The organism is Intestinimonas massiliensis (ex Afouda et al. 2020), from assembly GCF_900626285.1.
Classification (GTDB): domain Bacteria; phylum Bacillota; class Clostridia; order Oscillospirales; family Oscillospiraceae; genus Flavonifractor; species Flavonifractor massiliensis_A.
Genome location: NZ_LR131147.1, coordinates 725,456 through 738,623, shown reverse-complemented (window position 1 = coordinate 738,623; position 13,168 = coordinate 725,456). Strand labels below are relative to the sequence as shown.

15 protein-coding genes are annotated in these 13,168 nt (G+C 49.3%); 3 read left to right on the top strand and 12 right to left on the bottom strand.

The genetic code is table 11. From position 1 onward, the window contains the following. Positions 1-123: 123 nt before the first annotated feature. The 12 genes from E0E41_RS03810 to E0E41_RS03755 all read right to left on the bottom strand — a co-directional run bounded on the left by E0E41_RS03810 (position 124) and on the right by E0E41_RS03755 (position 10,453). On the bottom strand, positions 124-1,002 hold the full coding sequence (locus E0E41_RS03810) for a hypothetical protein (protein WP_130868801.1): 879 nt from the start codon (positions 1,000-1,002) through the stop codon (positions 124-126). Further along, positions 999-1,931, bottom strand: a complete 933-nt coding sequence (locus tag E0E41_RS03805) for a type II secretion system F family protein (RefSeq protein ID WP_087259510.1) — start codon at positions 1,929-1,931, stop codon at positions 999-1,001. Before E0E41_RS03805 ends, E0E41_RS03810 begins: the two co-directional genes overlap by 4 nt. Before the next feature lie 3 nt (positions 1,932-1,934). Next, on the bottom strand, positions 1,935-3,311 hold the full coding sequence (locus E0E41_RS03800; protein ID WP_130868800.1) for a CpaF/VirB11 family protein: 1,377 nt from the start codon (positions 3,309-3,311) through the stop codon (positions 1,935-1,937). Continuing rightward, on the bottom strand, positions 3,304-4,110 hold the full coding sequence (locus E0E41_RS03795) for a hypothetical protein (RefSeq protein WP_130868799.1): 807 nt from the start codon (positions 4,108-4,110) through the stop codon (positions 3,304-3,306). Before E0E41_RS03795 ends, E0E41_RS03800 begins: the two co-directional genes overlap by 8 nt. Before the next feature lie 19 nt (positions 4,111-4,129). After that, positions 4,130-4,969: a Flp pilus assembly protein CpaB gene (cpaB, locus tag E0E41_RS03790; protein ID WP_130868798.1), complete on the bottom strand. Its 840-nt coding sequence runs from the start codon at positions 4,967-4,969 to the stop codon at positions 4,130-4,132. A gap of 12 nt (positions 4,970-4,981) precedes the next feature. Further along, on the bottom strand, positions 4,982-5,494 hold the full coding sequence (locus tag E0E41_RS03785) for a prepilin peptidase (protein ID WP_130868797.1): 513 nt from the start codon (positions 5,492-5,494) through the stop codon (positions 4,982-4,984). Next, a complete protein-coding gene (locus tag E0E41_RS03780) occupies positions 5,466-7,160 on the bottom strand; it encodes a hypothetical protein (protein ID WP_130868796.1) in 1,695 nt (564 codons plus the stop codon). Before E0E41_RS03780 ends, E0E41_RS03785 begins: the two co-directional genes overlap by 29 nt. Positions 7,161-7,246: 86 nt before the next feature. Beyond that, positions 7,247-7,819: a DUF6550 family protein gene (locus E0E41_RS03775; protein ID WP_130868795.1), complete on the bottom strand. Its 573-nt coding sequence runs from the start codon at positions 7,817-7,819 to the stop codon at positions 7,247-7,249. Positions 7,820-7,892: 73 nt separating this feature from the next. Beyond that, positions 7,893-8,393, bottom strand: a complete 501-nt coding sequence (locus E0E41_RS03770) for a hypothetical protein (protein WP_130868794.1) — start codon at positions 8,391-8,393, stop codon at positions 7,893-7,895. Between the two features lie 8 nt (positions 8,394-8,401). Next, complete coding sequence (locus tag E0E41_RS03765) at positions 8,402-8,824, bottom strand: DUF4320 family protein (RefSeq protein ID WP_007712733.1); 423 nt, start codon at positions 8,822-8,824, stop codon at positions 8,402-8,404. A gap of 193 nt (positions 8,825-9,017) precedes the next feature. Next, positions 9,018-9,863 (bottom strand): nucleotidyl transferase AbiEii/AbiGii toxin family protein, encoded by an 846-nt coding sequence (locus tag E0E41_RS03760; RefSeq protein WP_130868793.1) that lies wholly within the window; start codon positions 9,861-9,863, stop codon positions 9,018-9,020. Next, entirely contained in the window at positions 9,860-10,453 is a 594-nt protein-coding gene (locus E0E41_RS03755; protein ID WP_130868792.1) for a type IV toxin-antitoxin system AbiEi family antitoxin domain-containing protein, read from the bottom strand. Before E0E41_RS03755 ends, E0E41_RS03760 begins: the two co-directional genes overlap by 4 nt. A 566-nt stretch (positions 10,454-11,019) precedes the next feature. Between E0E41_RS03755 and E0E41_RS03750 the strand changes: the two genes are divergently transcribed. The 3 genes from E0E41_RS03750 (at position 11,020) to E0E41_RS03740 (ending at position 13,079) form a co-directional block, all read left to right on the top strand. Beyond that, positions 11,020-11,556: an RNA polymerase sigma factor gene (locus E0E41_RS03750; protein WP_130868791.1), complete on the top strand. Its 537-nt coding sequence runs from the start codon at positions 11,020-11,022 to the stop codon at positions 11,554-11,556. Between the two features lie 2 nt (positions 11,557-11,558). Beyond that, positions 11,559-12,473 (top strand): DUF4367 domain-containing protein, encoded by a 915-nt coding sequence (locus E0E41_RS03745; RefSeq protein WP_130868790.1) that lies wholly within the window; start codon positions 11,559-11,561, stop codon positions 12,471-12,473. Between the two features lie 165 nt (positions 12,474-12,638). Next, entirely contained in the window at positions 12,639-13,079 is a 441-nt protein-coding gene (locus E0E41_RS03740; RefSeq protein ID WP_242623675.1) for a cell agglutination protein Mam3, read from the top strand. Positions 13,080-13,168: the final 89 nt, after the last annotated feature.

Sequence of the window (13,168 nt, the reverse complement as noted above, 5' to 3'; positions counted from 1 at the left end):
AGCCGGTACGCCGGCTGCTATGGGAACCCGCTGACATACACGGTATCACCTCCATTATGGGTTGGTTCCCGAGCGGGGAGTTGGTATATTAAAGCTCAGACTTGAAGTGTGAGCGGGAACCTTTTAGCCGAAGAAAGCCCCGAGAGAAGCCAGCACCTCCGTACAGAGGACGACCAGATAGATGATCATAATACAGATCAGCATCATCATGGAATAACGCTGGATCTTCTTGGGCCGTTTGGCAGCTTCTTTTTTCAGGTTGTTCTGTTCGATCTGCCGCATATCAAAGCAGATCATCTTGAAGTACATCCGCTGGTCGTCACCGCGTAGTACGCCAATCAGACCTCGGATCACATCAGACAACATGGGGCTGCCGATGCGGGTCTCAAAGTGGATCAGAGCGTTTTCATAATTGCCGGTTTTCATGTCAGCAATCGTCTGATCCAGCTCTGCACCGAAATCCTTACCTGCAACGCGACGGTAGGAGGTGAGAATTTTCAGTACATCACGATCATTCTCCAGATTCTGCCCAATGGTCAAAGCAAATCGGGGTATCTCGCTCTCAATGAGTTTGCGACGCTTCTTAACAAAATCGAAAACGCTGTAATAGGTCGAAAACCACAGTGCTACCGCCAAACCAATCAGGATCGGAACGGCCAGCGGCATAAGCGGCGCCATGAGCAACGCGCAGAGACCAACGGCGCCCGCTCGGACCCATGCTCGGGCGGTATAGACTTCCGGTGACAGTTCCAGGCCGACAATGTCCAGTGCCCGCTGAAGCTTATTGCGCTTGAGCTTATCCAGTTTCAGATAAGGAGCGAGCAGCCCGGCAATCTTGGTGGTGTAGACGTCCAGCAGCTTTTCTGCTTTGATGCCCTGCTGTTTACGGGCCAGCATCATCATCCGGGAGGTCTTCTTAGTGGGAATGTCCACGAAGGCGCAAGTCAGGTTATAGGTGGCGAACCCAAAACAGATGATTGCCAAAAGAGCCAGAAGCGTCATGCGCCGTCACCTCCGTATTCAATGGGTTTGCTCAGCTTCATGATCTGGGTCAAAGCAAACAGAATGATGGCTGCACAGATCGCCAGAGCGATTTTACCGGGAGTCGTAAAAATGAGGGTATGGAACCAGTCTTTGTTCAGGAAATAGAGCAGCGGCACATTGGCGATCACCAGGAACATCATTGTGATAGCTTCCCGGCGCGGCCCCTGCATCATGGCTTCCAGTTCAGACTGTACCACACGCACATCACTGAACTTTTGGGCAATGGTGGGCAGCGTGTTTTTCATGGAACGATCAGACTGGCACTGAATCAAGATGTTGCACCACTCATGAAAGACCCGGTTGGGTATCTTCATCTTGAGGGAGTTGATGGCGCTTGTCAGATTGGCGTTAATCAGCTCCGCCTCGTAGACGAAAGCTTCAAAATTGGCCTTTACCGGCTCGTTGATGTAGGGCAGGTTCTCTTTGACAGCCCGGATCAGATCCTCGGTGCGCAGATAAGAGGTGGTGATGATGGAGATGGCGGTCTCCAGTTCCTCATTGAGATGCTTCTTGTAGCTGGCGGCGGTACTTCGCAGGTACCAAATGGGGGCAAGGGAAAATCCAATGCCCAGAATCGGCACCATATACACATTATTGATGAGCAGCGCCAGTACGGCACCCACCGCAAATAGGATAAGCGACAGCCGTTTGACGGCCTCATAACGGTCAGACCGGCCGGTGCCTTTCAGGATCTGCTTCAGCTCATAATCCTGATTGAAGAATCCCTTGGCGGGTGTGCCCATCAGAACATTGAGTTCATCAGACAATGTGGCCGCTTTGCGCTGGGAGCGGAAGAGAGCGTCAATGAAATCGCCCGGGCGCACACCGAACAAAGCCAGGAGGCCCGCGCTGATAAGCGAAAAACATATGATATAGATCCACTGCAATGCTTAATCCACCTCCTTAGGGGGCTGCATGAACTCAGCCAATTCCTTGTTGGAAATACCGTTGTCCAGCAGGCGCTTTTTCAAAGTGTCGGAGATCAGGCCGACCTTCCGATGGTGCCCGACCACACGGACATTCCCATCCCTATCGGTCACATTGTCCTCTACCTCAAACTTATATAGTGTGTGGGAGACGAGCTGACCATCTCGGAAGTCCTCACCCTCCAGGATTTCCATGATTTTGCGGGAGCGATCCTCCAGCTGTTTGGTGAACACCACGATGGGGTAGGCCTCTACCATGATTTCCATGAGCACAGAGTCATCCATACTGTATTTGCGCTTGGCGAGGGTCATCATTCTGCGGTATGTGCTGTTGCAGGAATTGGAGTGGATGGTGGTGCAGACCGTGTGGCCGGTTCGAGAGCTCTCTGCTGCAGACAGACTTTCCGCCGCAGACCGCATCTCACCGACGCCGATCACATTGGGATGCTTGCGCAGAACCCGCTCCAAGAGGAAGTCCTGGTTGATGTTCAGAGCCGGATTCTCGCTGGGGCGGGTCAGCAGGTGGATGACAGAATTCAGGATGTTGCCGTTCTCGTCCCGTTTGACCAAATCAAACTCACGGCTGCCCTCCTCGATGGTAATGAGGCGCTGGTTGTTGGGTACATTGGAGAGCAGCCAGGCCATGATGGTAGTCTTGCCGGAACCCGTGGAACCGGCGATGCACACACTGACACCGTACCGAATACAGGCCATCAGGAAGTGAAGCATCTCAGCTGTGGCGCTGCCGGAATCCAGAAGCTTCTGTTCAGAGACCGTCTGCTGATTGACGATACGGATGGAGGCATTGATACCAACATCCGGGTCCACGATAGGGGTCTTATCCACGGAGATACGGATGTTCTTATCCAGAAACCCCACCACGCTGGGCATCGTATCGTCGATGACCATGCCGCAGGCGTTGAGCATACGCCGCACCACATCAATGGCGTGCTGCGGAGAAGAAAACTTGTCCGGGATCTTGATGCTGCGGCCGCCGGCCTCGATCACCTCAATGTCATTGTAGGCATTGATATTGACTTCTTCGATGCCGGGCTTGTAGATCCATTTCTTCAAAAAGGAGTACCCGGCCATATCTTCATAGAGCTGCTCGCAAAGCTGCTCGGTGGTCAGCCCGCTGATAGCATATTTGCGTTTGACGATGTACTGCACCATCAGTTCTTTCAGCAAGGCCGTGGCCCGCTCGGCATTAGCTTCGCCAGCTTCGGCAATAGTGGATGCGTGATTCTCGGCAAAATACCGCTGCACATCCTCCAACACCTGGTCATAGGTCAGATCCTGATTGGCGGCAGGCGCAAAGAATATGTCGTTGAGGTTATTCATCGGCATCGTCCTCCTCGAACTCTTCCTCATCGTCAGGATATTCTTCTGCGGCCTGTTTCGCCAACTCCATCTGCTCCAGTGCGTCCAGCACCTTGTTGAGCGAAGCGGTGTACTTGGGATTGCAATATTTGATGGCCTGGAACATGCCGCCCTCAGTGGCACAACGGTCGATTTCCTTGCCGTAGGGGAGCAAACCATCAAATCCTCCGATGATATACCCCATTTCATCCAGAGCGTGGAACGGCCGGGCCATACCGGCAAAGGTCAGGTGCTGATCGTAGTGAAAACGTCCATCCACCAGCAGCGGCTGATGGGCCTTCAAGTAGTTGATCCCTTTCAAATCAGGGGTGAGCAGTCTGATGACCAGATCACCGGATTCAATGGCCGCCGGTGTGAACACATTGGTCATGTTGGAACTGCAGTCCAAAATGACGAAATCCACCAGTTTGGCTGCCGCATTGACCAGCTGGAGTACCATGGCGTATTTGATTTCCGGGTAACTCAGAGGATTCTCACCGGCGGAATACCCCATCAGGCCAATAAACGGATAGCTTTTCAGAACCGTGACATGGCTTGCCACCAGCGAGGTATCGATCTCTACGCTGCTGAGAACCTGGCCCACCGAGGCGTTGGTCTGAATGATCTGATCCGGCAGCCAGACCGGGAGCATGGGAACGCTGATCTCCGCGTTGATGATGATGGCTTTCCGCTTATCTCGGGTCAGGGCTTTTGCAAGAATGCAGGAAAACATACTTTTCCCGCTTCCGGGACTGCCCCAGACAGTAATGACTTTTCCCATCGTTTCCGACCTCCTTCTGTTACTCAGCCGGTTGGCTGGTGTCCGCGGGGGGCGTTTCGGCGCCGCTGTCCGGCGCCTCAGAACCGTCCTCGGCCGTAGGCTCGCTGCCCTCCGTAGTCTCACCATCTTCCGTCAGCGTTTCGGGAAAATAGATCTCCTGCAGGGTTTTGTCCTGCGCTGCCAGAAGTTCTTCAGCCAGTTGATCGTTGTTACGGGAGATCAGGGCAACATGGGAAACGCCGTCATTTTCCATCTCTGTGATGATCCGGGCTTGCTCAGGCGTTGCCAGAACTGTGATAGTGGCAGACTGCTGCCGCTCTTCATCCTCCGTGGGCTCCTTGGTGTTGTCCACATTGACGCCATCGGAATCGGTAACCGACAGCACTTTAACAAAGCGGAGCTCCGGGACCTCTTCTGCTGTCTCCAGGAAGTGATAGATCCGAATGATGTCGTTGGGCTGGAGCTTGTCAGAGAGGCCGGAGGCCAGCGTCTTAACAGTCATTGAGATAGCTACCTTTCCAGAAGGGATGTCATTGAGTGCCACATCCGAAGAAACCGGAACACTGCTGACCTTGCTGGTAAGGATGTAGTCACCCGCAGCCAGATCCGCGGTTACATACAGGCCCTCCACATCGCTGAGACTGTGCGCAACATTGGAGGGCAGATTGTAGCCGCCAACTTCCACAACCTCGGCATTGTCCGAGGTGATTTTTTCGCCTTTCAGCACCGGCTGCGTGATACGGACGATTTCGGCTTTTCCGTTGGTCTGGCGGGCGATGGTGGGGAGGGCAACAAAGGCAATGACTGCTGCCAGGACCAGGGACAAAATGCCGAAGATAAAACGGTTGTTCAATTTCATAAGCATAATCTCCTAATGCAAAAATAGTTCGGCCAATGTCGCCGCAGAGCAGCCGCAGGCCAGAAAAGGTAGAAACGGGATGGACAAAGGGCGCCGATCCCGGTAAATCCGCCGAATCATCAAAATGATGGGCATAGCACATACTGCGGAGACCAGAAAAACGATGGACATACCGGAAGGACCATAGATGAGTCCCAGCACACCGCAGAATTTGATGTCACCGCCGCCCATGCCGGTCCCTCCAGTCGCCATGGCAGCAGCCAGAGGAATACTGAATCCAAGCAGAGCACCTATTAAGGACTTTGCGAATATCGGCCAGAGCCAAAGCGGAGGTTGTCCGCAGTCCAGTGCGAACCACGCTTTAATCAGCGGCGCCGCCGCAGCCAGCGGGATAAAAAAGACGAGCGCCCGGTCGGGCACTCGCCGATGAAAGATATCGTAGAAGGCAAAACCGACAATCACCAAAAACGCGGTGAGCAGATATGCCGACCAGATACTATTCTCGATTGGTATACCAGTCATCATAGAGGCTCCCGTTGATCGATACATAATCGTTCAGGTTGATGCTCAGCATCACATCCGGTGTCCACGTGTCCCAAACCTGAGTAAATACTGTGTAGTTGGTAGAATCCGGGAACCAGATAGGCGTAAAATGCACCGTTCTGTTGTAAGTGGAGAAATCGTTGGGCTGGAAAGTGAATTTTGCACTTCGACCACTGGACACCCGCTGCAGAAGACGCAGATAGGTTTGGTACTGGAATTCCGGAAACACAGAAAACGCCGTCTGCGGATGGGTAATGTGACTGGTGGGGGCATCGGTAGAGAGCGTTGCGGTCACATCCTGCTTGACGCCATACCCGCTCTTCATGGCCTTGCCGGAGGCAGTCGGTACAATATCATCCGGCATCAGAGACATGACTCCGCTGATTGAAGCGGAGTAACCGGTGTATTCATACTCCCAATATCCTTCATCGACCCAGTGACCACCATCTTCTCCGTGGTCACACCATACCCATACCGGCACCCAGTAACAGCTCCAAACACCCCAGTTGGCGGTCAGTTTCTGTGTTTCGCTGGGAAGGGAAGGCAGTGTATAGCTCGGATTGGTATCCGTAGCTACGGGATCGGGCGGGATGTGTTCGTTCAGATCTACGATTTTCGCCACAAAGGTATCCTGAGCGGTATAAGCGCCGCTGACGGATACCGTTATAGTGACTGTCTGGGGAGTGGAGGGAGTGTGCCATTTGACCCAGACTTTCTGGCTGTCGCCAGCCGGAATCACGATATTGTTGACCCGGTAGGATGTGCCGAGAATAGAAAAAGTCACTGAAGCGGGGTTATCCGGTGTAAGGTCGGTATCAGTCCGAAGTGTCACGGTCGTGATTACATCGGTATCTACCCGATACTCTACATCAGGGGCCTCAATCTCGCCTTCGGGCGGGATTTCATCAAACCAGACGATGCCAACGCCGAGGGTATTGATGATGTCGGAGTTGTTTTGCGTCCCGGTGGTGCTGCCGCCCCATGCAGAAATGCCCAGGTCACTGAACTCCAGAAACATGCTCAAGGGCAAGTTCTTATGGGTGAGCGAGGTCATAGTCTTTCGCAGAGAACCACCCGCCAGCTGATCGTACAGGCCAGCTTCAGTTGCTGTCATGCAGTAATACTGGCCATTGTGGGTAAAGTAGGCGATGGGCTCGATCAGAAGCTTGTATTCACCGGCAATCATCCGCTCGTAATCTACACCTGCTGCCTGAGCAACCATCATGCAGGCATATTCTGAGCAGAAGTACCGTTTGATGGCATCAATATTATTCTGCCCGCTACTGCTGATGATTGTGGGCATAGACTGGGTGGGCTTAATGCAGGTATAGGCCACGCCGGATTGAAGAGAAAGCCCGGTACCGGCCAGATATTGCAGTTTATTGACTTTACCAAAGTGCAGAATGCTGCTTTTCTGCGTACGGTTGGAAAAGTCAATCGGAGAAGAGACGGCAGAGCCGCTCTCTGCATCTACCACCGTAATGCGAACACCGTCATTGCCCGGGTTCCAGAAGTTGGTGCTGGTGCCCTGGCCCATACCACCGCCGCCGCCGTCAATGTTGCCGTTCCCGCCGGCAGCAAAAGCAGTGGCAGGAACAAGGCACAGGGTCAGCGCCAGACTGCACAGGAGGGCGAGAAGTCGTTTCAAATAACATCACACTCCAATCATATAAAATTGAAGGGCCGCCACATAGCTGTGACGGCCCTGGAGATCCGTGTTTAGTTGTGGGGCAATCAGCCCATGTTTCCGACTTGCTTGTTCAGGTCACCATCGCTGCCGCCGGTGGACTGCTGCACATCGCCGGGCACCACCCACCCAAAGACGGGATCGTAGACGGCACCACTGCCATTGCTGGAGCCGGGGGCCGGCTCATTACTGGAAGTGGATTCTTCTGCCGGCGGCGCCGTGACTTGAGGTACAGACGGGTCGGGGTTGACATCGTGATCTTTGCCGGGGTCTGCGATCTCTGTCTTGCCTTCCGGAGCAGGGGGCGGAGTTTCCTCCGGCTTGTCCGTATCAGTGAAGTCGATCACCACTTCACTTTCCGTTTCGGAGGTTACCTTGGGGTATTCCTCCTCAGAGCTGGGAGACTGCCCAGGGGAATACGCATCTGCTCCGCCGAAATCGTCCCCGTTTTGGGCGCCGCCGTCCGACCAATTGCTGGTGGTGCTGCTGGGAGGCGATTCATCCGGCTTAAAATTCTCCGTTCGATCCCGGCTTACGAACCAGCAGACGCCCAGGATCGCAACACAGAGGACGGCCAGGACCGAAACGATAAAGCCTTTGGATTGGAAAAACTTTTTCATGTGTGTCCACACTCCTTCTTTACTGTTATATAAAGCATATACTGCGGAACTTACTGATGTTTCAACAGCGCCGCTAAAATTTGGTGTTATGGTAGCCAGTCAACTCTACCCGCTGTGTAATGGTAGGGTAGTTGTGCCCAAACATCCGCACATAGAACTCCACATCACAATAGAAGATATACTCGACTCGGTCGCCCACCACATTGAACTCCAGGCTGATGTCGGATACCTGGTAGTCGTCCGTGGAAAGCGGAATTTTGGAGGCAAGTCCGCCTGCCACCGTGGCCTCCAGCATTTCCGTGTAGTCACTGCTGGAATAAAGGGTGCGCAGGTACTCTTCAAAGTTAGTTTCCCGTTGGGAGCGGTAAGTGTCCGCATAGATGGTGGCGCTCAGGTTGTTCAGCTCCATTTTAGCGCCGTTTCGGATGTTGATACAAGTGATTCGCACCGAGGCGTACAATAAAATAAAGGAAATGAGCATCACTACGCCGACCACAAAAAAGCAGGCAAAGAAAGTGATCTCACCCCGCTCGTTGCGGAGTGGCCGTCGCAGCCACCGCATAAAATGCTTCATAGGCCACCTCACTTCCAGTAGTGTTCGCTGACGCCGGAGCCGCGGGCCACCACCGTGATGTTGACCAAATCCAGATTCCAGAAGCCGCCCAACTTTGCTTCACCCTCAATGGTGATATAGAAAGGAGTCCCGAGCTGAATGGCCCTGGACATTCCGGCAGGTGTGGGCGATTTGTATGTGGCGTCGATGGAGTAGGTTATGTTTTCCGCTCCCTCGATCTCCGAGCACAGAAATTCAAAGAGAGAATCCGTCTCGCTGTTGATGCCACCGGACAGCTGGATCTGCTTTACCATCTGATCGGCTGCGTGATCCAACTCCTGCTTCGTGGAGATGATACCGAACAGATCGATGATAAATGCCAGCAGGACAACGGCGATAAAGATGAAGAACACCGTGGAGAAATAGTTGGCCTCACCTCGCTCGCTCTTCATTGTCCTGCGGGCTTTCTGCAGGAAAGTATGAATGTGAACCACCACCTTTTCTGACAAATGAAAGCAGCCGCCCCCTGCCGGAGCGGCTGCTTTACAAAGTATTGACTGTACCAAGTATAACAGATATGGATTTACGGCGAAAGGGCAGGACTGCGCCAATATAGGGGCAAGATTGTGCCAATTCAGATGCCGCTCATTTCATAATGGTGTCCATGATATGCTGAATCGTATCACAAGCATCATCAAACGAAATATCTTTTGCGTAATCAAAATCTCTCTGATATTTTTTCCAAAAACTGCGAAGCTGTTCACTGGAGCGGATCTCGGTAATAATATCCGGATAGAGGTTGAGGACTTTTTGGCTGCCTCGCTTATTGGCTGTGCGCTCCAGGGCCTGAAGCAGTGTTTTTGAATCGCACTCGGCACCCCGCAGAGAATACAGAATATATATGTCATAAAAATCTCTCGGCCGCGTGTTGGCAATACTGCGGGACAATACGGTTTCAATTTTCTCTGCCAATACGGTTTCGAGGTTGTAGGCCAGGATACTGATGGAGCGGTCGTCAAACAGCAAAGAAAAAGTGTATTCGATTTCTCGTGGGGTGATAATGTCTCCGGTCGTCACATCTACAGTCAAAGGGACACTGATTGGCGGATAATTTGCTTTCAGCGAAACTCGAATCCCAGGATAATCATCACCCTCGCGGATGTCGGCAATATCCACCAATTCGAAGCGCACATCATCGGCAATCTCTACAGCACAGATTTCTTCAAAAATCCTTCGGATGGCTTCATGTGTTAGGGTGAAGCCTTTGATCGTGGTATCCAAATCCATGGTGGCCCGTGTGTCAAGGCCGACGATTGCGGAAATGAGGAAGCCGCCTTTCAAAATAAAATTCTGCTTATATGCTGAGAGTGAGATCCGCTCCAGCAGTCTCTCTAACATATAGTTTTGCATGATCAGTTGAGCGGAAATCTTTTTCTCTGCGGCTTTCTTTTTGATAAAAGCCTTTAGCTGCATCGGATTTTTTGTGATCATAATAGTATCTCCATGTATCGAAGCACCTTGGGTTTTACACGCAGCTGCTCTGCGTACTTCATCAATTTATGAATATCCTTCTCTTTTGAGACAGCGTATTTTTTCATCGCTACGCTTATGATCTGGATATCACTCCCGCTGCCGCGAAGAATATCACATAGCGTTCTTTCGAGGTCATAGACTCGGAGCTGATTGCCGCAAGGAGAGGGCAATTCCATAACGCCCAGCGAATAATTCTCTGCCACAACGCGCTTAACAAGGATATTTTCCTCTTTCAAGGAGCGGGAGTTGTAGCCTTTGGGAAAGGTCATGGTGTACTGTGCCGGGGTGCGGTCAGAATAACCGTGCAGGTACAATGCGGTATCGTGCGAATAGATTCCACGTCCGTATTTTAGCTGCAACAGATAGAGATCGTCTTCCCATGCGTCAGTGCGTACATATAAACCACGTCCGAAACGATAAATCTCACCGCTGTCTACAAGTTCCTGCAAAATGCTGCGGTGTAATCCAGCAGAAGTTACCTGCTCCGTGGTGATTGTCCCATTTGGTGATGCTTTTAGAAGGGTTTTAATCTGTTCACGATCTGTCATGGCATCATCTCCTTGTTGCTCTTGACAACTACACATTATATTCTATAAAAATAATGCGCGATTGTCAAGGATGGGGCGACAGCGGCACATTATTTTTTTGTAAAGTAATGTGCTGTTGATGAGATGCTAATGTGTTTAGCTATTCGAAGTAATTGCAAACAAAAAAGTCCCGCTCCAGCGTGTGCACAAGGGAGTGCTGCTGGAGCGGGGGCTTTGTATTATGCAATCAAAGATTCCGCCAGATGATCCATGTGATGATGCCCACAGTTATGTTGTATTCTTACAGATAGGTGACAGCAGGAAAAGAGTGGAATTGATTGTATTCATGCGGTGGAGCTTATCTAGGGTACACAAAGACGCGTTTTCATGGCCAAGAAAACTGCCTTCTTTGTGCAGTGGATTTGGTATTTGAGTTTTGGCAAGTTTCTAGGGGGCATTAGTCATCGGGCGTAAATCAGATCTAAGCAATACTGAAACTTGGAGAATGAAGCTGTACAGTGAGAATAAACCCATGGTATAATCATAACAGAATTTCAGAAGAGCTTATTTGATCAGGAGGGGAGAGAATGCTATGTATCTTTTGGGGTGTTTTGACCGAGGAACAGAAAAACCTGGTTGAACATATATTTCATACACACCATGTCAAATTTATAAATATTTCCTGCAAAATAGTGAAAACTGAGCCTTTGGCAAATGATGCAGTGGCAACAGCATATTTTAAAATAATGGACAATATTGAAAGAATATCAGAGTTGCCATGTCCCCAAATGACTGCCTTTTGCGTTACAATAGTGAAAAATGCATCTATTGATATTTTGCGTCAATCCAAAAGAAATGCGTATGTGGATTCGATAGATGTGTTCGCTGAAAAATCATCAGATAATTTTGAAGATGCATTCATCCAAAAGCAAAATATACAAAGGTTAGTGAAATTGGTTCATTTACTTGCTGACGAAGAACGGTATCTTATTCATATGAGATACGTACAGAATATGAATTATGCTGAGATAGGTGCAATGCTTGGAATTTCAGAGGAATCGGCCAAAAAGCGAGGACAGCGAGTTATAAAAAAGCTAAAAAGACTGTTTGAAAGGGGGGAATAACAGTGAATGATAGTTTTAATGACTTGTTGAAAATTGCAGCAAATCTTGAGTTTGAAAAGGAATGTTCCCAGGCTGTAGAAGTAGGTAGCATGCAACATAATGAAGTGAATTTAAGCCGGAAACAAATACAAATTCTAAGCGAGAAGATATTACTTCTTCCTAGGGATGGTGTATTGGTACTGTTCTGCAAATATTGCTTTCATTTTACACCAGAAGAGGCAGAACTGTTCTATCATATAAAGGATGGGAAAGCACTTCTTTTATACTATAAGAAATGGTTGTCTTATATTATAGGAATTAAAAATATAGAAGTAATCTCGGAATCCAGTTTTAAAGAAGCCAGTATAATGGCAATGAAAAAGTATTTGGATCACGAACTTTATGAAGCTACTCCACCTCTAATTTTGAATAAAGGCATCAAAAAACGAGTGCTGCGAAAAATTGCAGTAGCTGCCGTTATTGCTGCTGTAAGTTTTTCTACGGCCTTAGTCGCAAATGCTGAATTTAGAGAACGTGTTGTTTCGTGGTTTATTGAAACTTTTGAGAAATATACTATCTTTGAATTAAAGAGTAACGATGGGCTGCAGATTCAAGAGTTACAGGATTTTTCACCACAATATCTTCCTGATAAGTTTGAATTGCTTGATACGATTGAGCAACCCAGTTTGATTTTATATGAATATGAGCGTGGTGACGATGAGTTTTTGAGTGTTTTGATTAGTCTGTCGGATACCAAAGTTTATGTTGATACAGAAGGAAGCTCATTGGAAACCGTACAAATAGAAGATGGTTCTGGATACTACTTCCAGAAAGACGGAAATAATTACGTCGTATTTGAAAAAAACGGCTACTATTTCTCGGTCTATGGAACTATTGACAAGATTGAATTAATCAGGGTTGCTGAAAATATAAAATAAAAAAGATGTCCCCCTTTTGTCTCCCTGTGCGTTATATGAGTAAAGACTCATAAACGTACAGGGAGATTTTCTTATACAAAATAAATAGTTTTTGACGGAAAAATGTTGTCCCTTTTTGTTCCTCTGTTCGTTATATGGGTAGATAGCCAAAAAGGAGGGTTTCTTTTGAATACAAGTAAGAAAAAAACGATTGTACTAGCACTAGCAGCTATTACGCTTATGAGTGCATTGACTTTTCCGGCATCGGCCATGGGAGCTGTTCCACAGTCCCTTGATCAAAGTGCTCAAAATGCCACTATTGATTCTCGCTGGACGAGTACGACGCTTGTTGTTCCATCTATCAAAAACACAGGAAAGAATATTTCTGTGTCGCTCTTAATCAAGCCCAAACAAAGTAAAGAAAGAACGAAGGGAACGCTATATTTAGAGCAGTATGATGGATCAGGATGGAAGGAAGTAAAGTCTTGGCCGATTAGCGAAAGCGGGACGGTCAATGTCACAAAAACCTACACTGTAAAGGATAAAGCCAGATATCGTGCAAAAGTTGCGGTTACTACAGGTGTAGATAATATTTCGGCTACTTCTACAGAAATTAATCTTTTATAGAGACAGAACATTCCAAATTCTAGGTGTCACACCACGGACCTTCTATATCAACTTGACTACGAAAATTGGAGCAAGAGCCGAATAAAAGG